Source organism: Allosaccharopolyspora coralli (genome assembly GCF_009664835.1).
GTDB lineage: Bacteria > Actinomycetota > Actinomycetes > Mycobacteriales > Pseudonocardiaceae > Allosaccharopolyspora > Allosaccharopolyspora coralli.
Genome location: NZ_CP045929.1, coordinates 1,541,979 through 1,566,314, shown reverse-complemented (window position 1 = coordinate 1,566,314; position 24,336 = coordinate 1,541,979). Strand labels below are relative to the sequence as shown.

Here is a 24,336-nt window from a genome sequence, read left to right as displayed (position 1 = left end):
CACAGCTGGTCGCTCAGCGACGCAGCACCAGAGTGCCGGTAAGGCGGTCGTGCCACGCGCGGCCGTCGACGTTCCACACCATGGCCGGGATGAGCAGCAGCGTCAGCGCGCAGCGCACGGCGGCCCGCCACAGACCCACCATCGACGAGCCGTCGATCCGTGCCACCCAGATCCCCATGAGCGCCATGCCCGGGGTGACGCCGAACAGGCTCACCGGCACCACGGACAGCAACGCCCACGCCAGCAGGCTCCAGTGCCCCGGATACTCCGGCATGGTGACCAGTGCTGCGACCAGCGCGGACATCGTGATGTCGAGCAGGAAGCCGACCATTCGCCGTCCTGTGGGCGCGGCCGCTCCCGGCCCGCTCTCGGGCAGGCCGAGGCGTTCCCCTCGCCAGCGCGGCTCGCCAGTGGCATCGTTGTATCGGGCACCAGCGCCGTCGCCGTGCTGGGCGCCGTCGGCATCGCCGTGGCGCCGCGCACCCGCCCCGGACCGCCGGGAACCGGTCATTCTTCCCACGGCTTCCAGGGTACGGCGCGACGGTGCGACCGGCGCACTCGCCCGGTCGCACGGCTCGGATCCGTTAACGCCAACGAAACATCGGGGTGACGACCGGGCAACACCGCTCACCTAGGGTGAACGACATCGAGCGCTTCCCGGGAACGTCCCGGGCACAGGATCGACCGGCACCGACGCCGCGAGTCGTCCCCGACCACGAAGGAGCCATCGAGGGTGTTCACAAATCCAGACGAGGTCCTGAACTTCATCGCCGAGGAAGACGTGCGGTTCGTTGACGTCCGCTTCTGCGACCTGCCGGGCGTCATGCAGCACTTCACGGTGCCTGCGTCGGCTTTCGACCACGACACCTTCACCGAGGGGCTCGCGTTCGACGGCTCGTCGGTCCGCGGGTTCCAGTCGATCCACGAGTCGGACATGCTGCTGCTGCCGGACCCGTACACGGCGCGCGTCGACCCGTACCGCGCGGAGAAGACGTTGATCCTCAACTTCTTCGTGCACGACCCGTTCACGCTGGAGCCCTACAGCCGCGACCCCCGCAACATCGCCCGCAAGGCCGAGCAGTACCTCTCGGAGTCGGGCATCGCGGACAAGGCGCTCTTCGGCTCCGAGGCCGAGTTCTACGTGTTCGACTCGGTGCGTTTCGACGAGGGCCCGAACAAGTCGTTCGCCGAGGTCGACTCGGTCGAGGGCTGGTGGAACACCGGCCGCGAGGAAGAAGGCGGAAACCTCGGCTACAAGACCCGCATGAAGGGCGGGTACTTCCCGGTCTCGCCCTACGACCACTTCGCCGACCTGCGCGACAAGATGGCCGTGCAGATGCAGGAGTCCGGGTTCACCGTGGAGCGCGCCCACCACGAGGTCGGCACGGGCGGCCAGGCCGAGATCAACTACAAGTTCAACACGATGCTGCACGCCGCGGACGACCTGCAGCTGTTCAAGTACATCGTGAAGAACACCGCGTGGGAGAACGGCAAGACCGCGACCTTCATGCCGAAACCGCTGTTCGGCGACAACGGTTCGGGGATGCACACCCACATGTCGCTGTGGAACGACGGCGAGCCGCTGTTCCACGACGAGGCGGGCTACGCCAACCTCTCGGACATGGCTCGCCACTACATCGGCGGCATCCTGCACCACGCGCCGAGCCTGCTCGCGTTCACCAACCCGACAGTCAACTCGTACCACCGCCTGGTTCCGGGCTTCGAGGCACCGGTGAACCTGGTGTACTCGCAGCGCAACCGCTCCGCGTGCATGCGGATCCCGATCACCGGCACCAACCCGAAGGCCAAGCGCGTCGAGTTCCGCTGCCCCGACCCGTCGGGCAACCCGTACCTGGCGTTCGCCGCGATGCTCATGGCGGGCCTGGACGGCGTGAAGAACAAGATCGAGCCGCCGGAACCGATCGACAAGGACCTCTACGAGCTGCCTCCGGAGGAGGCCACCGGCGTCGCGCAGGTGCCGTCCAGCCTGGCGGAGGTCATCGACCGCCTGGAGGAGGACCACGACTACCTGCTCGAGGGCGGGGTGTTCACCGAGGACCTCATCCAGGAGTGGATCCAGCTCAAGCGGACGGACGAGATCGACCCGATCCGGCTGCGTCCGCACCCGCACGAGTTCGCGCTGTACTTCGACGTGTGATCGACGTATCGGCTCGACGCGGCGGCCGCTCCCGATCCGGGGGCGGCCGCTTCGCACGAGTGGAGGTGTGTGGTGCGCATCGTGGTGGACGATCTCTCCGGTTCGCTGCCAGCGTGATGCGAACGGCACTTTCGCCTCGTCTCGCGAGGCGAAAGTGCCGTTCGCGCCATTCCTGGGGCGGTTCCGCCGTGGAACTACCCACGCAGATCAACCCGCGCGCCCTCTGACCGTGCCGCTTCCGCACAGCAGCTCATCGAGTCGCGCCGTGGCGAACCGGACCAGTGCCTGCGCCGACACCACACGGCACAGCGCGTTCCCCACCCGCACGGGCTGCACTCCGTCCCATCGCTCGAACTCTTCCCCGAGGACCGGGAAATGCGTGTCGTTGTCGTCGGCAACGTCCTCCGTCTCGACCCACACGCGTTCGTCCCCCGCCGACCACGGGAAGCGCCGCACCTTCAACCGGGGCCGTGGGAGCAGCGATTCCACGTAATGCAAGAAGGTGTTGCGATTGTGCCCAACACCCATCAGCAGGACGTGAGCCCCAAGCTCGTGCATCTTCCCGAAGGGCGAATCGCGTCCGATCGCGTATGCCAAGCTCTGCTCGCGCGTGATCTCGGCCGCGTGCGCACCCACCGCGGCGACGGACGCCTGCGGATGACCGCTGCGCTCAGCACAGGCAAGCAGCCGGACAGCTTCCGCGATCGCACCAGTGCTACTGGGAGTGTCCTGCTGAAACAGCGGCACACTGGCTCTCTGCGCCTGTACCGTCGCGGACGGTACGCCGACACATTCAGGAGCGGGGTCGGCAACGTGTGGCGTCAACGTAGGGACGACAACCGTGCCAGCAGGCCCGACCGCTCCGCGCAAACTCCGCACCACCGTCGCAGCTCCGCCACGGACATGCCCCAGGCTCGACAGCGACGAGTGCACCATCAAGACCATTCCCGGTCGCACTCCGGTGCGCCGCCACCCCTCGATCAAGTCGTCGTACACGAGCCCGCCACCGGCGTCACTCATGGGTTGCTCCCTCGGTAGTCTCGACCTTCGGAGCATTGCAGCAACGATCACCGACATAGGTGATCGAACGGTCGTGCCTCGGACCGCAGAATCCGGATCGTTCGGTCAGGCCGCCGTGGATGATCGAACCGCTCAAGCAGCCACGGACGGCACTCCTGCGCGACAACATTCAGTCCGGGATCGGCTCACTCGTGTGGGCTGGAAGTGCCACCCGGCTGATTCGGGCGCGTGACGAGCGTGCCGGACGGGCAAGGACCGGTCCTCGCGGCTTCGTTCTCCAGTGCGCGAGCATCGGCCCGCATATCACGTTCAGTCTGCTCGTCGAGTCGCTTCACGCAGCCCCACCGCCTCTGTAGACAACTCGATCGCGCCTGGCCCACGCGTCCTCACCGGGTGGTGAGGGCGATCTTGCCTCGGACGTGGCCTTCTTCGAGGAGTCGCTGCGCCTCGGCCGCCTCGGCGAGCGGGAACGTGCGGGCGACCTCGACGCGCAGTGCGCCGGAGTCCACGAGCTCGCCGAGCCACGTGAGGTCATCGAAGTCGGGACGGACGAAGACGTACCGGCCGCCCTGGTCGAGCACCGTGGCGGCATCCACCACAGACCCGTGTCGGGCCGGATCACGGACCAGGCCCGGGGATTCCGTCAGTGCCTGACCGCCGATGAAGTCGACTGCAGCGTCGACCTTGCCGTCACCCCCGACCAACGCTCCGACGCGTCCACGCAGCCCGTCGCCGTAGGTGACCGGTTCGGCACCCAGCTCGCCCAGAAACTCGTGGTTGCGTTCGGAAGCCGTGCCGATGACCTTCGATGCCCCGAGCTTCTGCGCGATCTGGACGGCGAAATGTCCGACGCCGCCTGCCGCGGCGTGCACCAGCACCGTGTCACCGTCACCGACCCCGACGGCACGTAGCAGCTGCAGTGCGGTCAACCCGGCGAGCGGCAGCGCCGACCCCTGCTCGAAACTCAGCGACGAGGGCTTCGGCGCCAACGTCCGCTCCGGCGCGCTCACCCTCTCGGCATAAGTCCCGTTCTGCACATGGTCCTCGCGCACGTACCCGACGACCTCGTCTCCGACCTCGAAGCGGGTCACCGCCGGTCCGACAGCCGTGACCACCCCGGAGACGTCCCAACCCGGAATCAACGGCGTGTGGTGCGGAAACGCTCCGCGCAGATAGCCTCCCCGGATCTTGTAATCCACCGGGTTCACGCCGGCGGCGCGCACGTCGACGAGGACGCGGTCCGGGCCGACCAGCGGGTCGGGAAGTTCTTGCAACGACAACACGTCGGAGGCACCGTACTCGGTGAGCGCAACAGCCTTCATACTCCGCGCAACGGGCGGACGACGCAGCGCTATTCCCCGCCCGCCCCACTCGTCCGGGTCAGTCCGTGGCTTCGCCGTAGAACACTCGCTCCACGACCGTGCGGGCCCGGCGCGTCACACGCAGATAGTCGTCCATCACCTCGCCGGTGTCCACGCCCGCCGGATATCCGAGAGCGGCGGCCACCGCGGCGAGTTCCCGCGCCTGCTTGGGTAGCTGGTCACCCGCCTTCCCGCGTACCAGCATCACGGCGTTACGGCTGCGCATCGCGAGCGTCCACGCCTCGACGAGTTCGTCGGTGTCGTCGGCGTCCAGCACACCGACCTCGGACGCCGCCCGCAAACCCTCCACAGTGGAGGTCACACGGAGCGATTCGTGCGCGTGCGCGTGCTGCAGCTGCAGCAGCTGCAACGTCCACTCCACGTCGGCGAGTCCGCCACGCCCGAGCTTCGTGTGTGTCGCCGGATCGGCACCGCGTGGCAACCGCTCCGAATCCACGCGCGCCTTGATCCGGCGGATCTCCCGCACCTTCGCCTCGTCCAGACCATCGGCGGGATAGCGGAACCGGTCGATCGCCGCGCAGAACCGGCGCCCGAGCTCACCGTCGCCCGCCACCGGACGCGCACGCAGCAACGCCTGCGCCTCCCAGACATCGGCCCAACGCTCGTAATAGCTCACGCAGGACTCGAGCGTGCGCACGAGCGCACCCTGCTTGCCTTCCGGCCGGAGTCCGATGTCGACTTCCAGCGGAGGGTCCTGGCTGGGCGCCCCCAACAGTCTCCGGACCTGCTCGACGACCGCCGTGGCGAACCGCACCGCGGTCGACTCCTCCACCCCGTCCGCGGGTTCACACACGAACAACACGTCCGCGTCCGAACCGTAACCCAGCTCGGCGCCGCCGAGCCTGCCCATGCCGATCACCGCGATGCGCGCCGGAACACCCGCGTCGTTCATCCACTCAGGACGTTTCGCGACGTCGCGGGCCGAAGCCTCCAACGCGGCCTCCAGCACCGCGACCCACACCGTCGACAACGCGCGAAACACCCGGTGGGGCTCGATGAGCCCGAGCAGATCCCCACAGCCCACCCGCAGCATCTCGTAGCGCCGAAGCGACCGAGCCGTCGCCACGGCCCGTTCCGGATCCGGATGCCTCGAGACCGCGCTGCGCAGCGAGGTCGCGACCTCGTCAGGGTCACGCTCGGCGAGTGCGGGCGAGTCGGCCAGCAACCGCAACACCTCCGGAGCACGCACCAGCATCTCCGGGACGAGCTTCGACGTGCCCAGCAAGGTCGCGAGCCGCTCGACGACCACCCCTTCGTCGCGGAGCAGCCTCAAGTACCACGGGGTCTCGGCCAGCGCCTCCGAGACCTTCCGGTATGCGAGCAGACCACCGTCCGGGTCGGGCGTCTCGGCGAACAGATCCAGCAACACGGGAAGCAGCGCGCCCTGGATCGCGGCACGCCGCGACATTCCCGAGGTCAACGCCTCGATGTGGCGCAGAGCTCCCTCCGGCGAGGTGTAGCCGAGCGCGCTGAGCCGGTCGGCCGCCGCTCCGGTGGTGAGCCGCATCGCAGCGGTCGGAACCTTCGACACGGCCTCCAGCAGCGGCCGGTAGAACAACTTCTCGTGCAGGCGGCGCACTCGGTTGCCGTGCCTGCGGAACTCGGCGAGCAGCACGTCGCCCGCGCTCTGCTTGCCCCGGGAACGCAAGCCCAGCGACCGTGCCAGCGAGTGCAGTGTCTCGTTGTCCCCTTCAGCCGGAAACAAGTGCGTGCGCAGCAATTTCCGCAGCTGCAACCGGTGCTCGACAGCGCGCAGGAACCGGTACGACTCGACCAGGTCGGCGGCGTCGTTGCGACCGACGTAGCCGTTGTCCCCCAGCGACAACAGAGCATCCAAAGTGGACTGGGAGCGCACCGACTCTTCACTGCGGCCGTGCACCATCTGCAGCAGTTGCACCGCGAACTCGACGTCGCGCAAGCCACCGCGCCCGAGTTTCAACTCCCGCTCGGCCAGCTCCGCGGGCACGTGGTCCTCCACCCGCCTGCGCATCGACCGAACGTCGGGGACGAAGTCCTTCCGTTCGGCCGCCGTCCACACCAGCGGTTGCACCGCGTCCTCGTACCGTTGCCCCAGCTCGGGATCCCCTGCCACCGCACGGGCTTTCAACAGCGCCTGGAACTCCCACGTGCGCGCCCACCGGCGGTAGTACGCCAGGTGTCCATCGAGCGTGCGCACCAGGGCCCCCGACTTGCCTTCCGGTCGCAGCGCCGCGTCAACCTCGAAGAACGCCTTGCCCGCCACCTGCATCACGGTGCTGGCGAGCCGCGTCGCGGGCGCGACGTCGGCCTCGGAATCCGCCACGAACACGACGTCGACATCGCTGACGTAGTTGAGTTCCCGCCCTCCGCACTTGCCCATCGCGATCACCGACCACCGTGCCGCGGCCATCTCCTGTCCGACCTCACGCACCGCCACGGCCAGTGCCGCCCGCAACGCCGCCACCGCCACGTCCGACAGTGCCGCGGCCACGCGCTCGTACGACGGCGCGTCCAGCGAGGATTCGACCACCGCCCCGAGATCAGCGCCCGCGATCTCCAGGACCAGGCCACGGTATTCGGCGCGCAACGCACTCGTCGCTTCCGTACCGTGCAATGCGGCGACCGGTCCGTCGGAAGTGCCGGGCTCCCCTGTGCCGCCCTCAGCGCCCACAGCCGACAACAGCGCCGCCGTGTACTCCTCCACGCTCGAGGGGCCGCGCGCACGCGACGACCGGAGACGCTGCCAATCCTCCGGATGAGCGACCAGATGGTCGGCGAACGCGCTCGACACGCCCCACACGGCGAGCAGCCTGCCCCGCAGGCCCGGGTCGGACGCGAGCTCAGCACTGACCGCGTCCCACTCCCCCACCGACTCCCGGAAGCGGTCCACCGCCAGCAACGCCAGATCCGGATCGGCCGCGCGGGACAGCGCGGCGACCACCTCGGCGAACGCCGGGACCGGGCCGGACTCGGACCACCAGCCCGCCGCGATCAGCTGCGACCGGGCCCGCTCCGCATCACTGAAGCCGTACCGCGCGGGAGACGGCGTCGATCCGGAGCGCGCACTGCTGTGGGCCATGCATCCGACCGTAGCGGGAGCCTCAGCCGTCGCAGAAGCGACCACCCGTGCGCCCGGCGGTGCGGCTCACGCCATCGGCAGGAACCGGCTCGTCGGACGCTGCTCGGGCGGCTGTGCCGCCAACCGGGCGAACCGCTCGACGATCGGCCGCCACGTCTGTGCCATGTCGTCGTGGAACGCATCGAGCCATTCCCGCTCCAGCTGGCCGGCACGCGCCGTCTCCGCCAAGTCCGGGTGCTCCCCTGCCCATGCCAGGACGAGCTCCGTGTCGGTCTCGATGTGGAACTGCAAGCCCCACGCGTAGTCACCGACCCGGAACGCCTGGTTGTCGTACGTCGGCGATGATGCCAGCAGCTGCGCGGACGGCGGCAACGACGCGATCTCGTCACCGTGGAACTGCAGCACGTCCGGCGTCATCGGAAGATCGCCCAGGAGCACGTCTTCCGTCGCCGCGTCACGTTTCGCCACGAGCAACGTGCCGACCTCCGGACCCTTGCGGCCGGGACGAACCTGGCCGCCCGTGGCCGCGGCCAACAGTTGCCCACCGAGACACACGCCGAGCGTGGGAGTGCGGTTGCGGACCGCATCGCTGAGCAACCCGCGGACACCGGCCAGCCACGGGTGTTCGACGTCGTCGAGTGCACCCATCGCCCCGCCCATGACCACCAGCGCCGAATAGCGCTCCATGTCGGCGGGAAGCCCCTCGCGGGCGGGCGCGACGACATCGACCTCGGCTCCAGCCTCCGTCAGCCACTCCGCGACACGGGCAGGCGGAGCCTCGTCCGACGGGGTCACGACCAGGATGCGCGCGGTGTCCATACCCCCGAGCCTACGTTCCCGGCGCGGCGACAAAGTCCAGCATCACCATCCGGCTGACGGGCACATAGCCGAGACGGCGGTAGATCGAGTTCGAAACGGGGTTCGCACGGTCGGTGAACAGCACGACTTCGTTCGCTCCCGCTGCCCGTGCGCGCCGTGACGCTGCCGCCGTCACCGCCGAGCCGTACCCACGACCGCGATGCGCAGGTTCGGTGTACACGCGCAGGATCCGGCTCATCCCGACCACCGGGCGTGTCCAGAAGGCGCACGCGACCGGCTCGCCGTCCACCTTCCACAACACGCCTCGTTGGCCGGCGTCGAGGACCGCACGCATCGCGACCACGTCCGGTTCTTCGACCTGATACGTACCGCCCGCCTCGACGGCGAACTCCCGGTGCGCTTGTGCCAACCACGCGAGATCGCCGTCGTGTGCGTTCTCGGCCACCCCGCGGGGCGGCCCGGGCACGCGGAGGTCGCCCAGCCGATACAGCGACTGCTCCATGTGCGTCACGGCCTCGGTCCCTGTGCGTGCCGTCCATGCCTCCGCGAAAGCCTCTGCCTCCTCCACCGGCCCTTGCACCCCCGGCAGCTGCGGATCCCGTTCCAGGAGGGCCTCGACCGCTACCGGCGTCCACTCGGGCCGCAGAGCACTCACCAGGCCCGGATGCGGCGGCGTCCGCAGATACGCCGCACCAAGCTCTCCCCCATCGGTGGCCAGCGTGCACAACATCGGAACGGAGTCGCGGTAGACCTCCGCCGACGCCGCGATCCATACCGCGTTCGTGTGCGTGACCGGGTCCGCCTCGTAGAGCCCGCGGGCGCGCTGCCAGAACTCCGCGAGCGAACGGTGAAAGGACGCCTTCATGCTCGCCGACGATAATCGAGTACGAAAAGTTCCCCTACTCATTTTTCGTCTACACCTCAGCCGAACGAGCGAAGCTGGTTGTGCATAAAAAAGGGCAGTGCGGGGCTGCCTTGGTGGGCTGCCCCGCACTGCCTTCTTTGGGTGGAATGTCGGCGGTGTCCTACTCTCCCACACCCTGTCGGGTGCAGTACCATCGGCGCTGGAGGGCTTAGCTTCCGGGTTCGGGATGGGTCCGGGCGTTTCCCGCTCCGCTATCGCCACCGACACACTCAACACCACCCCCGGCAACCCCACACGGGTGGGGGGTGGAAGTCTTGATGTGTTGTGCGTATTCAACTGTGCCGAGCCCCCGGTTCCACACGTGTGTGTGGTGGGGGTGGTTGTTGTTTCAGATACCGTATAGTGGATGCAAGATCGCGTGGTTGTCGCGTGTGTTTGTGGTGTGGTTGTGGTAAGTCCTCGGCCTATTAGTACCCGTCCACTCCGCCCATTACTGGGTGTCCATGTCGGGCCTATCAACCCACTGATCTGGTGGGGGCCTTAACCCACAACGGGGTGGGAGACCTCATCTGGGAACGGGCTTCCCGCTTAGATGCTTTCAGCGGTTATCCCTTCCGAACGTAGCCAACCAGCCGTGCCCCTGGCGGGACAACTGGCACACCAGAGGTCCGTCCGTCCCGGTCCTCTCGTACTAGGGACAGCCTTCCGCAAGTCTCCTACGCGCGCGGCGGATAGGGACCGAACTGTCTCACGACGTTCTAAACCCAGCTCGCGTGCCGCTTTAATGGGCGAACAGCCCAACCCTTGGGACCAACTCCAGCCCCAGGATGCGACGAGCCGACATCGAGGTGCCAAACCATCCCGTCGATATGGACTCTTGGGGAAGATCAGCCTGTTATCCCCGGGGTACCTTTTATCCGTTGAGCGACACCGCTTCCACCAGCCAGTGCCGGATCACTAGTCCCTGCTTTCGCACCTGCTCGACCCGTCAGTCTCACAGTCAAGCTCCCTTATACACTTACACTCAACACCTGATTGCCAACCAGGCTGAGGGAACCTTTGGGCGCCTCCGTTACCCTTTAGGAGGCAACCGCCCCAGTTAAACTACCCACCAGGCACTGTCCCTGAACCCGATCAGGGCCCGAGGTTGAGATGCCCGGAACGACCAGAGTGGTATTTCAACAACGACTCCACACCCACTAGCGTGAACGCTTCACAGTCTCCCACCTATCCTACACAAGCCGAACCAAACACCAATACCAAGCTATAGTAAAGGTCCCGGGGTCTTTCCGTCCTGCCGCGCGAAACGAGCATCTTTACTCGTATTGCAATTTCACCGGGCCTGTGGTCGAGACAGCGGAGAAGTCGTTACGCCATTCGTGCAGGTCGGAACTTACCCGACAAGGAATTTCGCTACCTTAGGATGGTTATAGTTACCACCGCCGTTTACTGGCGCTTAAATTCTCCGCTTCACCACCCAAAGATGGTTAACGGGTCCTCTTAACGTTCCAGCACCGGGCAGGCGTCAGTCCGTATACCTCGTCTTACGACTTCGCACGGACCTGTGTTTTTAGTAAACAGTCGCTTCTCCCTGGTCTCTGCGGCCACACCCAGCTCCCCACGCACGGTGGATCACCAGACATGGCCCCCCTTCTCCCGAAGTTACGGGGGCATTTTGCCGAGTTCCTTAACCACAGTTCACCCGACCGCCTCGGTATTCTCTACCTGACCACCTGTGTCGGTTTCGGGTACGGGCCGTGCACACACATCGCTAGAGGCTTTTCTCGACAGCACGGGATCACCCACTTCACCACCACGGCTACGCCTCACCTCTCACCCACACGCTGCCCGGATTTCCCTGGACAACGGGCTACAGGCTTACACCGGTACTACCACTCACCGGCAGGGCTACCCTCCTGCGTCACCCCATCACTTGACTACTACCCACTCAGGTCCCACGCACCACCAACCAGGATCCGAAGACCCCCGTCAGCAGCGGGTGGTTAGTCTCACGGGACTCGCCATGGGCGCGTGCACACGGGTACGGGAATATCAACCCGTTCTCCATCGACTACGCCTGTCGGCCTCGCCTTAGGCCCCGACTCACCCTGGGCGGACGAACCTGCCCCAGGAACCCTTGGTCATCCGGCGGCAGAGATTCTCACTCTGCTCTCGCTACTCATGCCTGCATTCTCACTCCCACACCCTCCACACCCCCTCACAGAGATGCTTCACCGGATACAGGACGCTCCCCTACCCACCCACACACAGTGTGAGCGACACGGCTTCGGCGGTGTACTTCAGCCCCGCTACATTGTCGGCGCAGGACCACTTGACCAGTGAGCTATTACGCACTCTTTCAAGGATGGCTGCTTCTAAGCCAACCTCCTGGTTGTCTCTGCGATCCCACATCCTTTCCCACTAAGCACACACTTCGGGGCCTTAGCCGGTGTTCTGGGCTGTTTCCCTCTCGACGACGAAGCTTTTCCCCCGCCGTCTCACTGCCACGCTCCACCACAGGCGTATTCGGAGTTTGGCTGACGTCAGTAACCCGTAAAGGCCCATCAACCAACCAGTGCTCTACCCCACCCGGGCACCACGCAACGCTGCACCTAAATGCATTTCGGGGAGAACCAGCTATCACGAAGTTTGATTGGCCTTTCACCCCTACCCACAGCTCATCCCCCAGGTTTTCAACCCTGGTGGGTTCGGGCCTCCACACGGTCTTACCCGCGCTTCACCCTGGCCATGGGTAGATCACTCCGCTTCGGGTCTGCACCACGCGACTCCAACGCCCTCTTCAGACTCGCTTTCGCTCCGGCTACCCCACCCGGGTTAACCTCGCCACGCAGCAGCAACTCGCAGGCTCATTCTTCAAAAGGCACGCCATCACCACCACCCCAACAGGGGCAGCCACAGCTCTGACGGATTGCAGGCACACGGTTTCAGGAACTCTTTCACTCCCCTCCCGGGGTACTTTTCACCATTCCCTCACGGTACTCTCCACTATCGGTCACCAGGCAGTATTCAGGCTTAACGGGTGGTCCCGCCAGATTCACAGCGCCCTCCACGGAAACACTGCTACTCGGGCACGCCATCACACACACCACGCAGATTTTCGCCTACGGGACTCTCACCCACTCCGGCCAGGCATCCCAACCTGTTCAACTAACCCACGCAGCCACGCTGAAGGGCCGGCAGACCCCTCCAACAACGCCCCACAACCCCGCACACGCAACCCCTGCCGGGTCTCCCACATGCACGGTTTAGCCAACCTCCGCTTTCGCTCGCCACTACTCACGGAATCACAATTGTTTTCTCTTCCTACGGGTACTAAGATGTTTCACTTCCCCGCGTATACCCCCCACACCCTATACATTCAGATGCAGGTAACCCGACATCACTCGGGCTGGGTTTCCCCATTCGGACATCCTCGGATCACAGCTCGGTTGACAACTCCCCGAGGCATATCGCAGCCTCCCACGTCCTTCATCGGCCCCTGGTACCTAGGCATCCACCGTGTGCCCAATACAACTTACACACAAACCAGAAACACAAGACAAAAACAAGATGCTCGCATCCACTATACAGTTCTCAAACAACAACCAGACAACACACACCCGTGTGTTCCCTCAAAACCCAACAGTGCACCGACATCACGACCAACCCCACCCACAACACGAGCAGAACCAGCCGACCAGTGATTAGCGTTTCCACAACTCTTCGAGCACACCCACCACACGGAACATCCGCCCATGCACAGCAGGCACACCCCACACCCAGCACAGCCACACACGCAACACGCACGCAACCACACCAGACATGGACACGATGTTTGCTCCTTAGAAAGGAGGTGATCCAGCCGCACCTTCCGGTACGGCTACCTTGTTACGACTTCGTCCCAATCGCCGGTCCCACCTTCGACCACTCCCCCCGGACAACCGGTTGGGCCATGAGCTTCGGGTGTTACCGACTTTCGTGACGTGACGGGCGGTGTGTACAAGGCCCGGGAACGTATTCACCGCAGCACTGCTGATCTGCGATTACTAGCGACTCCGACTTCACGAGGTCGAGTTGCAGACCCCGATCCGAACTGAGACCAGCTTTATGGGATTCGCTCCACCTCACAGTATCGCCACCCATTGTACCGGCCATTGTAGCATGTGTGAAGCCCTGGACATAAGGGGCATGATGACTTGACGTCATCCCCACCTTCCTCCGAGTTGACCCCGGCAGTCTCCCGCGAGTCCCCACCATCATGTGCTGGCAACACGGGATAAGGGTTGCGCTCGTTGCGGGACTTAACCCAACATCTCACGACACGAGCTGACGACAGCCATGCACCACCTGTACACCAACCACAAGGGAAACCATGTCTCCACGGCAATCTGGTGCATGTCAAACCCAGGTAAGGTTCTTCGCGTTGCATCGAATTAATCCACATGCTCCGCCGCTTGTGCGGGCCCCCGTCAATTCCTTTGAGTTTTAGCCTTGCGGCCGTACTCCCCAGGCGGGGCGCTTAATGCGTTAGCTACGGCACGGAAACCGTGGAAACAGTCCCCACACCTAGCGCCCAACGTTTACGGCGTGGACTACCAGGGTATCTAATCCTGTTCGCTCCCCACGCTTTCGCTCCTCAGCGTCAGTATCGGCCCAGAGACCCGCCTTCGCCACCGGTGTTCCTCCTGATATCTGCGCATTTCACCGCTACACCAGGAATTCCAGTCTCCCCTACCGAACTCAAGTCTGCCCGTATCGACCGCACGCCCACCGTTAAGCGGCAGGTTTTCACGGCCGACGCGACAAACCGCCTACGAGCTCTTTACGCCCAATAAATCCGGACAACGCTCGCACCCTACGTATTACCGCGGCTGCTGGCACGTAGTTAGCCGGTGCTTCTTCTACACCTACCGTCAAAACCCCACAACAGGGCCCCTTCGTCGATGTCGAAAGAGGTTTACAACCCGAAGGCCGTCATCCCCCACGCGGCGTTGCTGCGTCAGGCTTTCGCCCATTGCGCAAGATTCCCCACTGCTGCCTCCCGTAGGAGTCTGGGCCGTGTCTCAGTCCCAGTGTGACCGGTCACCCTCTCAGGCCGGCTACCCGTCGTCGCCTTGGTAGGCCACTACCCCACCAACAAGCTGATAGGCCGCGGGCTCATCCCATACCGCCGGAACTTTCCACCCACCCCCATGCGAGGACAGGTCCTATCCGGTATTAGACCCCGTTTCCAAGGCTTATCCCGAAGTACAGGGCAGATTACCCACGTGTTACTCACCCGTTCGCCACTCATCCACCCCCGAAAGGGCTTCAGCGTTCGACTTGCATGTGTTAAGCACGCCGCCAGCGTTCGTCCTGAGCCAGGATCAAACTCTCCAACAAGGATCATTCAAAACCTGACCAACAAAAACAGTTGGCACAAAAACAAAACCACCCAACCCACACAACGCAGGCCAGGCAGCCAAACCACCAACCACAAAACATCGGCACACTGTTGAGATCTCAAAGAACACACGCAACGTTTCGCCGCCTCCGAAGAGACCTTGAAATCGGTGCGTCATTTCGTTTTCTGTGTTGACTCCACGTTAGCAGGCCCTTCAGACGGTGTTTCCCGGGGGGTCACCCCCGCGTCTCGCCGGTCGATCGGACCCTGCATGTCGAGTTGTCAACGCGCCCCTCACTGCACCACACGACTCACACCGTGAAGGCTGGTTTTGGGCGACCGCTCCATGTTACCCGGTTCGCTTCGCAGCTGCAAGCCGCGCGCCCCGGAGTTGCTCCAAGCGGTAGAAACGAAGCTACGCACACGCTCCGTGCATGTCAAATCGCCTGCTCAGCCCCTTGACACGATCATCTCTCTCAGGTCGAGATCGACTACTGGTCCTCGGGTCGTCCCTTCGGTCGCAGCCATAGCTTCACGCTCGTGGAGCCGGCCGAGTCCATCGCCGCCAACAGCTCGTCCGCACCCACCGGGTTGCTCCGGCCGACCGGAACCAGGTCGTAGCCCCACGTTCCGAACTCACGCAGCGCCGCCGCCGGATCGTCCCCGAGCGCGTACACGGCTGACGGGGTGAACGTACACACGATTGAGGGCTTCTCCTTACGGAGCAAGCGAACGAGCCCACCGAGCACCCGGTGGACCCGGCCTCCGACGTCCACGTGCACCACCGACAACGACAGGCCCGTGACCGCGTCCAGCCGGTCCCACTCCTTGTCCAGGCGGACCGCCCGCACCGGAACCGCCTCACCGGAGTGGTCATCGTCCGGCGACCGAGCGTCGACGCCACCGGCGAGCGAGGACTCGGCGAGCAGTTCACCCGGCCCGTCCCAGGCAGCGGCGTCCAGGACGACCAACCGCTCCGCGACCGCGGCAGGCACGTTCATTTCGACGTTGTGGTTCAGCAGTGCGCGGCTTTCCGGGCACGGCTCGACGGCGACCACCGCTCCGCTCGTGCCGAGCCTGCTGAGCACGCGCACGGATTGGTAACCCACGTAAGACCCCACGTCGAGGAACACGCCATCGGGTTCCAACAGTGAGTCGATGAGGGTCGAGACCTCCGCGTCCCACGTCGAATGCGACGACAACCAGGGCAGCATCATCGAGTCCTGCGAGGGCAACCGGAGCAGTCCCGCGTCGCAGAGCACCGGCGTGCTCGTCCCGTCGGAACCCCCGGTCGTTCGCTCGTGCTCGCGCAGCAGGATGCGTTGCAGTACGTCGGTGCGCTGGAGCGCGTGGTTCGCGTCCTGCGACGCGGCCCGCACGCCCGCTTCGGACTGATGCTCGCGAGCCCGCTCGTCGTCGGACTGCCTGCGCTCGACGGCATCGACACGATCGAGTGTGCGCTCGACCGCACTGGTCAACCGGTCGATTCGCTCCGTCAACGCGTCCACCCGGGGATCGGCTCCCGCTCCCGAGCTCTCGAGTTCCCGCAACCGCCGGTCCTGCTCGGCCACATCGGCGCGAGTCCGGACGAGCCCGTCGTCGGCGTCGGCGTGCCGTGCGTCGAGCTGGTCGAGCCGTTGCTCTACACGAGCGAGATCCCGCCGGAGGCCGTCGACGTCGAGGTCACCACCGTCGAGCGCCGACTGTCTGCGCAACAACTCGGTGGAGGTCTGTTCGACCCCGTCGAGCAACGATCGCAGGATCTCCCGCAAGTGCTGGTCATAGTGACCGAGTACACGGAACACTGCTTTGCGCATCGCGGGCGCCATCGCATTGCGCCCGCCCGCGCCGACGTCCGGCGGCCGGTGCAGCGCATGCCGTGCCACCAGCAGCGGGTGCAACGGGTCGTCGGCATGGCCGGCCCGGTCCTTCGCCCACTTGTTGCGCCAAGTTCGGTAAGCGCTCTCGACGCGTTCGCGCAGCCGCTGCCCGGCGCGCGCGGCGGTGTGCTCGGTGAGCAGGTGGTCCCGGGCCGCTCGACCGGCTTCGGCCAATGCGGCCACGTCTCCGGCGAGTGCGGTGAGCGTGACCGCCGCCGTTCCGACGTCCGGCTCGCTGCCCGAACGGCAGGCGATCAACGTCGCACCCTGCGGTCCGAGCAGTTCCGCGGCGGCACCGTGCTCCGCGGCGATCACCGGGATGCCTCGGGACGCGACGGTCGCGAGCGTCAACGCGTCCCCGTCACCGCCGTCGTCGGCGCGGTGCAACGACAGCACGCAGTCCGCTGCGAGCAGAGCCGAACGAGAGGGGTTCGTGGTGTCGGCACGGTCGTCGACGAGGTGGATACGCGGATCGGTGACGGTAGCCAGCCGAAGCCGCTCGGCTGCCTCGGACGCCCGCGCCGCGCCCGACACCGCGACGACCAGGCGCACGTCCTCGCGCTCGGGAAAAGCCGCGAGGAACGCGTTGACGGCCGCGAGCACGTTGCCGCGACGCTCGTCGGTGTGGTCGACGAAGGTCGCGACGACGAACTGGTCGTCCATCTCCAGGCCGGCACGGATCCCTTTGCGTGAGGCCAGACCGACCGGGCCGTGATCGGCGACGGGCAGCGGGACGACGCGGACGGTCGAGTCACCGTGCGCTCGGGCCGCCGTCCGGCTGGCCTGCGACAGGACCCATGTCTCGGCGGCCTCGGGCGAGGGCATGGCGTCGGTGCGCACGTCGATGAGATAGCGCCCGGCGGGCACGGGCACGGTCGGATCGCAGCGGACGACGACCGGGTAGTGCGGTGCGTCGGCCGTCGGCAAGCCCGAGGTCCCGACGGCGCTGCGCACGAGCTCGGCGATCCTGCCGGCGCCCAACACGGCCACGCCGAGCTGGTCCACGAGTGCGGTCGTGGTGTCCGTCGCCGTTCCGACGGACTCCGGCGGGACCCGCCCGCTTCCGACACCGACGTCGGCACACCAATCCCGGAAAGAGGCCGCGTCGCCACCGAGCGGGTCCGGGAAATCGCGCCGCAGGACGGGATCGGACTCCCACACGGCAGCGGTCCACCGGGAGAGGCCGGCTTGCCGGTGCCGTGCGTCCGGCGCTTCCGACGCCCACCGCAGGAAGGTCGCGCGTGCATCGGAGCCCGGTTCGAACGGACTCGGCGGGCACGGTTCGCCCGACCGTTCGGTGTCGGCCCAGGCCTTCGCGTAGGCGGCACGCAGCGGTGCCGGGATGGTCGGGCCGTCCGGCAGCGACTCGTACCGGTCGGCGATCCGACCGGTGTCGCCCGCCTCGATGAGCGCGTTGCGATAGGTCGCGCACAGGCGGGCCAGATGCGGATTCTCGGAGAGCAGCAGCCGGGGACGATCGGCGAAGTCCGCCGAGAGCAACCACGGCCGCTGCGGCTGGAACCCGGTGAAGTGCACGGTCCGCAGCGGCTGACCGTCCACGAGGTACTGGTCCATCGAGACCGCGTCCTGCGCACCGGAGGCCACGGTGTGCAGCTCACGGTGAGCGGCGTTCCACACCGACAGTGACATGCCGGGGTCGCGCACGACCTGGTGGTCGACGAGCGCGGGTGCGCCGTCGAGGAAAGTGGCGGCGACACCGGGCGCGAGACAGACCTGCTCGGCCCACACGTCGAGGAAACCTTCCGCCCCGGGGCCCACCGCGAACAGGTCGGGTTCGAACGTCCCTTCAGCCGCGAGATCGCCGGGCGCGGGCCGCAAGCCGTCCGAAGGCAACGGCCGCAGCACCCGGGGTACCAGCGCCAGCGGCCGCTCGGAGGTGGCAGCGGAGACGACCGCGTCGAGCGGGCCGAAGACCTCGACGGACGTACCGAGGTGCACCACCACGGTTCCCTGACCGAGAAGGTGACGCAGCAGCCGAGGCCGCAGTACGGCCGCCAGTTGCGTCGAAGTGCACGCCATCGCCAGCCGCGCCAACTCCACGGTGTCGACGCCGATCTCGCCCGGCGTGAGCACCGACAGGCCCGGGGGTGCGTCCGCAGCGAGCATCGGGTCGGTCACCAGCACCACGAAACGGGCCGACGGGTGCTGCCGCTGGAACGAACGGCGCAGGACTTCGGTCGCAGGCAGTTGCGTCGAACCGGCCACCGTGCACGCCACGAGCTCCGGGCCGGCCGGGACCGACTCCGGCACGTCGACCGGCCAGAACGGTTCGTGCTGCGTGTCCGACCCGAACGACTCACCGTGCGGGGCTGGCGGTGCCGGATCGTCGAGGGTCTCCACGACGTCCTGCTCGTCTCGGAAATCCTGGCCCTCGGAATGCGCCTGTGGATCAGTCACGAGGCCGAACCTATCTCCCGGCCGGTTCCGGGTGAACTCCCGGCGCCCCCGCGAGGATTCCGGACGCCGACGGGATTCCGGACGCCGACAGGATCACAGCATCGGCATCAGCGTGCGCAACTCGTACGGGGTGACGTGGCTGCGGTAGGCGTCCCACTCCTGACGCTTGTTGCGCAGGAAGAAGTCGAACACGTGCTCACCGAGGGTCTCGGCGACGAGTTCGGAGGACTCCAGTTCGGCCAGGGCCTCGTTGAGATTCTGCGGCAGGCTCGCGTACCCGGCCGCCCTGCGCTCGCTCTCGGTCAGCGACCACACGTCGTCCTCGGTGGCAGGCGGCAGCTCGTAGCCCTTGTCGATGCCGCGAAGACCGGCCGACAGGATCACCGCGTACGTCAGGTACGGGTTGCAGGCCGAGTCGATGCTGCGGATCTCGACGCGCCGCGAGGAAGACTTGCCCGGCGAGTACATCGGCACCCGTACCAGCGCCGACCGGTTCGCGTGGCCCCAGCACACGGCCGTGGGCGCCTCGCCGCCGACGACGAGCCGCTTGTACGAGTTCACCCATTGATTGGTGACCGCGCTGATCTCCCTGGCGTGCTTGAGAACGCCCGCGACGAACGCGCGTCCGGTCTCGGAGAGCTCGTACGGGTCCTCCGGGTCGTAGAACGCGTTGCGGTCGCCCTCGAAGAGGCTGAGGTGGGTGTGCATACCCGAGCCCGGCTGCGCACTGAACGGCTTCGGCATGAACGAGGCACGCACGCCCTGAGTGAGTGCGACCTCCTTGACCACATAACGGAAGGTCATCACGTTGTCGGCCATGGTCAGCGCGTCGGCGTAGCGCAGGTCGATCTCCTGCTGGCCCGGCGCGCCCTCGTGGTGGCTGAATTCCACCGAGATCCCCATGGCCTCCAGCGTCTCGATGCAGTTGCGCCGGAAGTGCGGCGCGGCGTCGTGACTGGCCTGGTCGAAGTAGCCGCCCGAGTCCGCGGGCAGGGGTTCGCTGCCGTCGTCGGGGAGGTTCTTGAGCAGGAAGAACTCGATCTCGGGGTGGACGTAGCAGGTGAAACCGGACTCGGTCGCCTTGGACAGGGTACGGCGCAGCACATGACGCGGATCCGCCCAGCAGGGCGAACCGTCCGGCATGGTGATGTCGCAGAACATCCGCGCCGAGTAGTGCTCACCATCGGAGGTTTCCCACGGGAGCACCTGAAACGTGCCCGGGTCCGGTTTGGCGACCATGTCGGACTCGTAGATCCGGGAGAATCCCTCGATCGCGGAGCCGTCGAACCCGATGCCCTCCGCGAAGGCGCCTTCGAGTTCGGCGGGCGAGATGGCCACCGATTTGAGGATGCCGAGCACGTCGGTGAACCACAACCGCACGAAGCGGATGTCGCGTTCCTCCAACGTGCGGAGCACGAACTCCTGCTGCCGGTTCATGCCCGCAGCCTAACTTCACTCGGCGCATGGTCTCCGGTCGGCGGTGACCGGGTGTGTCAGCTGGTGCAGCGCTGCCCGGGTTCGGGAAGTTCGAGGTCCACGAGGTAGCGAATACCGGCCTCGTCGACACAGTCGTTGCCTTGCAGGAACGCTGTGTGCTGGGTGCCTTCGAACGTCACCAGGCCGCCCCCGAGTGCCTTGGACAGCTCCACGCCTGCTTCGTACGGCGTCGCCGGGTCGCCGGTCGTGGAGACGACGAGAGTCGGGGGCAGGTCGCCGGCCTCCGGCGGTTCCGGGTCGCCGGTGACCGGAACCGGCCAGAAGGCGCACTGATCCAGAGCCGGGTTCGCACCCCTGCCGTCGTCGAGGAACGGTGCGACCTGCCGGTAGCGGCGGTCGGCCTCGCGGACCTCCGCCCTGTCCCGCACCCGCTGGTCGTCGACGCAGCGGATCGCGTTGAACGCGTCGGTGACGGTCGAGTAGCTGCCGTCGGACTGCCGCCCGTAGTAGACGTCGGCGAGTTGCATCAGCAGCTGTCCGCGCCCCTGGGACAGTTCCCGCAGACCGACGTTGAGCCTCCCCCACAGTTCTTGGGCGTAGAGCGCCTGGATCGCCGCTGTGGTCGCATCGGTGTACGACAGCCGGCGGCCGTCGCCTGCGTCGGCGGGGCGATCCACCAACGGCCGGGTGAGTTGCTGGAACTCGGCCACGGCTCGGCCGGGATCCGCGCCGAGCGCACAGGTCTCCTGGTCGGCGCACCACCGCGCGAACGCGTCGAAAGCGCCTTGGAAGCCTGCCCCCTGCGCGACGAGCGATTCGACGGTCGTCTGGCCGGGGTCGATCGCGCCGTCGAGCAGCATCGCCCTGACGTTGCGGGGGAACTGCTCGGCGTACTCGGCACCGATCCGGGTGCCGTAGGAGAAGCCGAGGAAGGTGAGCTTCTCGTCGCCGAGCGCGGACCGGAGCACGTCAAGGTCCCGCACCACGTCCCGGGTGCCGACGTTGGCGAGCAGTTCGGGTCCGGTGCGTTGCGCGCAACTCTGGCCGTACTCCCTGTTCTCGGCCTCGGTCTCGGCGACACCGGCCGGGGAGTTGTCGGCGTCGCTGTCCAAGCGGTCGGCGTCGTTCTCGGGGCCGGTGAGGCAGCGGATCTGCGGCTCGCTCGCGCCGATCCCGCGCGGGTCGAAGCCGACGAGGTCGAACTTCTCGCCGAGCTCGGTGTCGCGGGTGACGCCGGTCAGCCCTGCTGCCGAACTCATGCCGGAAGCGCCGGGCCCACCGGGGTTGACCAGCAGACTGCCGATGCGCTGCTCGGGGTCCGACGCGGGTTTGCGAAGCACACCGAGCGTGATGGTCTCTCCGGCGGGATCGGCGTAGTCCCGAGGAACGGTGACGCGCGCACATTCGATCGTGCGATCCGCGAAGGACTGGCTATCGCTCTCGGTCGTCGCGTACTCCGCGCACGGCCCCCAATCGAGAGTCTGGCCGTGGAACGCTTCGAGTCCGGCCGGTACCTCACCGGCGGGGCCGGGCGTCTCGCTGCGCGGTTGCAGCGGTTGCTGGTCGTTCGACGGAGTGCAGGCGACGGCGCCGCACAGCATGCACACCGAAGCGATCACGGCCAGTAGGCGGCTCATTCGAGGATCGTGACACGCGCTGGGGAGCACCACCGCACCACCCCGACGCGGAGGCGCGAGAAGCAGCCACAGGCTCATTCCGTGTCGGCCATGTCGCTCCGGACAGTGTTCGCTTTGCGCACAGGTGTGAGTTTGTCCGCAACCCGGTTCGGCCACTCGACTCGCGTGCGACTCTGACGGAGCAACCCAACCGCCCGGGGACCCGCGTGACGGGCCTCGAGGACTTCAGGGACGGTCGATGATGACTGCTGCACACTCCGCGGAAACCGCTGCTCCGTACGGATCGGGGTCGACGCGCAAGCGCGTCCGGATCCACCACCTGCAGGAGATGAAGCGCAACGGCGAAGCATGGCCGATGCTCACCTCCTACGACATGTACACCGCGCGCATCTTCGACGAGGCAGGCATTCCCGTGCTGCTCGTCGGAGACTCGGCGGCCAACAACGTCTACGGCTACGACACGTCGCTGCCGGTCACGGTCGATGAGATGATCACGTTGGTTCGCGCCGTCAGCGGTGCCGTGCAGACCTCGCTGGTCGTAGCGGACCTGCCGTTCGGCTCCTACCAGGAATCACCGGAACAGGCGGTGCGGACCGCCGTCCGCATGATGAAAGAAGGCCGTGCCCACGCCGTGAAGCTGGAGGGCGGTCGGCGGTTCGCCCCACACGTGGAGGCGATCACCGCCGCCGGGATCCCGGTCATGGGCCACATCGGGTTCACGCCGCAGAGTGAACACGCGCTCGGCGGCTACCGCGTGCAGGGCCGCGGCGAGCACGCCTCGGCCGTCCTCGACGACGCTCGCGCACTGCAGGACGCGGGGGCGTTCTCCCTGGTGCTGGAGATGGTCGCCGCCGAGGCCGCGAAGCACGTGACCACGGAACTCACCATTCCGACGATCGGCATCGGCGCCGGACCGGACTGTGACGCGCAAGTGCTCGTCTGGACGGACATGTCGGGCATGAACACCGGGCGCACGGCCCGGTTCGTAAAGAAGTACGCCGACCTCGGCGGAATCCTCGCGCAGGCAGCGACGAGTTTCGCGGAGGACGTCCGCGGCGGCCAGTTCCCCGCCCCGGACCACACCTTCCACTGACCCCTCCCCGGGCCTCACGGGGTGGCAAATTCGCGCGAATTTGCCACCCCGCTGTCCACAGGGAGGCGAGTTGTCCCCACTCGAATGGGTGGACGTGGGGTCACGGGTCTCGGAGGAACGGAGAGAACGCCCTGTCGAACGGTGCGGGAGGTGCCGGTCCTGGCGGTGCGGAGGCGTCAGAAGGCGGTGCGGTAGGTCGTCACTGCGCGGGTGGTGGGGTGCCGTCGCCGAAGGGAGAACCACCGAGGACTTCGCGGCCGTGCGGGGTGCTCCATCCGGACAGGTCCGGGCCGACAGGCACGATCCCATTGGGATTGATCTGCGGGTGCGTGCCGTAGTAGTGCCGTTTGATGTGTTCGAAGTCCACCGTGTCGCCGAACCCTGGTGTCTGGAACAGGTCGCGCGCGTACGCCCACAGCGTCGGCATCTCGGTCAGCTTGTACCGATTGCACTTGAAGTGTCCGTGGTAGGCAGCGTCGAAACGCGCCAACGTGGTGAACAGCCGGACATCGGCCTCCGTGATGTGCTCACCCACGAGGTAGCGGCGCGACTCCAACCTCCGCGACATCTCGTCGAGTCGCGCGAACAAGGCTTCGAACGAACGCTCGTAAGCCTGCTGGGAAGTCGCGAAACCGCACTTGTAGACGCCGTTGTTGATGTCGTTGAACACCACGGCGTTGACCTCGTCGATGTCCGCGCGGAGCTCCGGTGGGTACAGCGACGGCGCACCGGGCCGGTGGAATCGCGTCCACTCCGTCGACAAGTCCAGCGAGATCTGCGGATAGTCGTTCGTCACGACGCTGCCCGTCCGCAGGTCGACCACCGCGGGCACCGTGTACCGCCCGGCGAACTCGGGGTCCCCCTTCAGATACGCCTCCGACAGGAACGACAGGCCGGTGACCGGGTCCCGCCCCTCCGGGTCGAGCGTGAACCGCCAACCGCGCTCGTCCCGGAGCGGATCGACGATTCCGAGCGAGAGCACGTCCTCCAAGCCGAGCAGCCGCCGCACGATCACCGAGCGGTGTGCCCACGGGCACGCGAGACTCACGATCAGCCGATAGCGCCCCGGCTCCACCGGAAAACCGGACCCACCCTCGGCGGTGATGCGATCCGTGAAGTGGTTGGCCTGGCGGACCCACTCGCCACGCGCCGACGTTTCCTGCGTGAACTGTGCAGCCATGCCCCC

Annotated in this window: 12 protein-coding genes and 3 rRNA genes; 2 read left to right on the top strand and 13 right to left on the bottom strand. The window is 66.5% G+C overall.

Annotated features, from left to right (window positions below; genetic code table 11):
* Positions 1–13: 13 nt before the first annotated feature.
* Positions 14–511 (bottom strand): RDD family protein, encoded by a 498-nt coding sequence (locus GIY23_RS22975; protein ID WP_228717699.1) that lies wholly within the window; start codon positions 509–511, stop codon positions 14–16.
* Between the two features lie 222 nt (positions 512–733).
* Here GIY23_RS22975 and glnA point away from each other — a divergent pair, with 222 nt between their 5' ends.
* Positions 734–2,158, top strand: a complete 1,425-nt coding sequence (gene glnA / locus GIY23_RS07455; protein ID WP_154075977.1) for a type I glutamate--ammonia ligase — start codon at positions 734–736, stop codon at positions 2,156–2,158.
* 207 nt (positions 2,159–2,365) lie between these two features.
* Here the strand turns inward: glnA and GIY23_RS07450 are convergent, their stop codons facing one another.
* The 11 genes from GIY23_RS07450 to GIY23_RS07400 all read right to left on the bottom strand — a co-directional run bounded on the left by GIY23_RS07450 (position 2,366) and on the right by GIY23_RS07400 (position 22,057).
* Complete coding sequence (locus tag GIY23_RS07450) at positions 2,366–3,103, bottom strand: aminoglycoside N(3)-acetyltransferase (protein ID WP_228717595.1); 738 nt, start codon at positions 3,101–3,103, stop codon at positions 2,366–2,368.
* Positions 3,104–3,564: 461 nt separating this feature from the next.
* Positions 3,565–4,500: an NADP-dependent oxidoreductase gene (locus GIY23_RS07445; RefSeq protein ID WP_154075976.1), complete on the bottom strand. Its 936-nt coding sequence runs from the start codon at positions 4,498–4,500 to the stop codon at positions 3,565–3,567.
* Between the two features lie 58 nt (positions 4,501–4,558).
* Positions 4,559–7,618, bottom strand: coding sequence for a bifunctional [glutamine synthetase] adenylyltransferase/[glutamine synthetase]-adenylyl-L-tyrosine phosphorylase (locus tag GIY23_RS07440; RefSeq protein WP_154075975.1), 3,060 nt, complete (start codon positions 7,616–7,618; stop codon positions 4,559–4,561).
* 66 nt (positions 7,619–7,684) lie between these two features.
* Complete coding sequence (locus tag GIY23_RS07435) at positions 7,685–8,437, bottom strand: type 1 glutamine amidotransferase (RefSeq protein ID WP_154075974.1); 753 nt, start codon at positions 8,435–8,437, stop codon at positions 7,685–7,687.
* A 10-nt stretch (positions 8,438–8,447) separates the two neighbouring features.
* Positions 8,448–9,302 carry a GNAT family N-acetyltransferase gene (locus tag GIY23_RS07430; RefSeq protein WP_187352060.1) on the bottom strand — a complete coding sequence of 285 codons (855 nt, stop codon included), beginning with the start codon at positions 9,300–9,302 and terminating at the stop codon, positions 8,448–8,450.
* Positions 9,303–9,449: 147 nt separating this feature from the next.
* Positions 9,450–9,567, bottom strand: a 5S ribosomal RNA gene (gene rrf, locus GIY23_RS07425).
* Positions 9,568–9,748: 181 nt separating this feature from the next.
* Positions 9,749–12,843 (bottom strand): 23S ribosomal RNA (locus GIY23_RS07420).
* 305 nt (positions 12,844–13,148) lie between these two features.
* Positions 13,149–14,684, bottom strand: a 16S ribosomal RNA gene (locus tag GIY23_RS07415).
* The 16S, 23S and 5S rRNA genes sit together here, the layout of an rRNA operon.
* Before the next feature lie 492 nt (positions 14,685–15,176).
* A complete protein-coding gene (locus tag GIY23_RS07410; protein ID WP_228717594.1) occupies positions 15,177–18,983 on the bottom strand; it encodes an FkbM family methyltransferase in 3,807 nt (1,268 codons plus the stop codon).
* Positions 18,984–19,076: 93 nt separating this feature from the next.
* Positions 19,077–20,420: a glutamine synthetase family protein gene (locus tag GIY23_RS07405; RefSeq protein WP_154075972.1), complete on the bottom strand. Its 1,344-nt coding sequence runs from the start codon at positions 20,418–20,420 to the stop codon at positions 19,077–19,079.
* A gap of 56 nt (positions 20,421–20,476) precedes the next feature.
* Complete coding sequence (locus GIY23_RS07400) at positions 20,477–22,057, bottom strand: alpha/beta hydrolase (RefSeq protein ID WP_228717593.1); 1,581 nt, start codon at positions 22,055–22,057, stop codon at positions 20,477–20,479.
* Between the two features lie 241 nt (positions 22,058–22,298).
* Here GIY23_RS07400 and panB point away from each other — a divergent pair, with 241 nt between their 5' ends.
* Positions 22,299–23,150, top strand: coding sequence for a 3-methyl-2-oxobutanoate hydroxymethyltransferase (gene panB / locus GIY23_RS07395; protein ID WP_407646869.1), 852 nt, complete (start codon positions 22,299–22,301; stop codon positions 23,148–23,150).
* Positions 23,151–23,349: 199 nt separating this feature from the next.
* Here the strand turns inward: panB and GIY23_RS07390 are convergent, their stop codons facing one another.
* The gene (locus GIY23_RS07390) at positions 23,350–24,330 is read right to left on the bottom strand and encodes a glutathione S-transferase family protein (protein ID WP_154075970.1); all 981 of its coding nucleotides are present in this window, start codon (positions 24,328–24,330) and stop codon (positions 23,350–23,352) included.
* Positions 24,331–24,336: the final 6 nt, after the last annotated feature.

Excerpts from the sequence above, each read along its gene's own strand:
- GIY23_RS07450 (WP_228717595.1), bottom strand. The coding sequence starts at position 3,103 with ATGGTCTTGATGGTGCACTCGTCGCTGTCGAGCCTGGGGCATGTCCGT.
- GIY23_RS07405 (WP_154075972.1), bottom strand. The coding sequence starts at position 20,420 with ATGAACCGGCAGCAGGAGTTCGTGCTCCGCACGTTGGAGGAACGCGAC.
- GIY23_RS07445 (WP_154075976.1), bottom strand. The coding sequence starts at position 4,500 with ATGAAGGCTGTTGCGCTCACCGAGTACGGTGCCTCCGACGTGTTGTCG.
- panB (WP_407646869.1), top strand. The coding sequence starts at position 22,299 with ATGACTGCTGCACACTCCGCGGAAACCGCTGCTCCGTACGGATCGGGG.
- GIY23_RS22975 (WP_228717699.1), bottom strand. The coding sequence starts at position 511 with ATGACCGGTTCCCGGCGGTCCGGGGCGGGTGCGCGGCGCCACGGCGAT.
- GIY23_RS07440 (WP_154075975.1), bottom strand. The coding sequence starts at position 7,618 with ATGGCCCACAGCAGTGCGCGCTCCGGATCGACGCCGTCTCCCGCGCGG.
- GIY23_RS07400 (WP_228717593.1), bottom strand. The coding sequence starts at position 22,057 with ATGAGCCGCCTACTGGCCGTGATCGCTTCGGTGTGCATGCTGTGCGGC.
- GIY23_RS07390 (WP_154075970.1), bottom strand. The coding sequence starts at position 24,330 with ATGGCTGCACAGTTCACGCAGGAAACGTCGGCGCGTGGCGAGTGGGTC.
- GIY23_RS07430 (WP_187352060.1), bottom strand. The coding sequence starts at position 9,302 with ATGAAGGCGTCCTTTCACCGTTCGCTCGCGGAGTTCTGGCAGCGCGCC.
- GIY23_RS07435 (WP_154075974.1), bottom strand. The coding sequence starts at position 8,437 with ATGGACACCGCGCGCATCCTGGTCGTGACCCCGTCGGACGAGGCTCCG.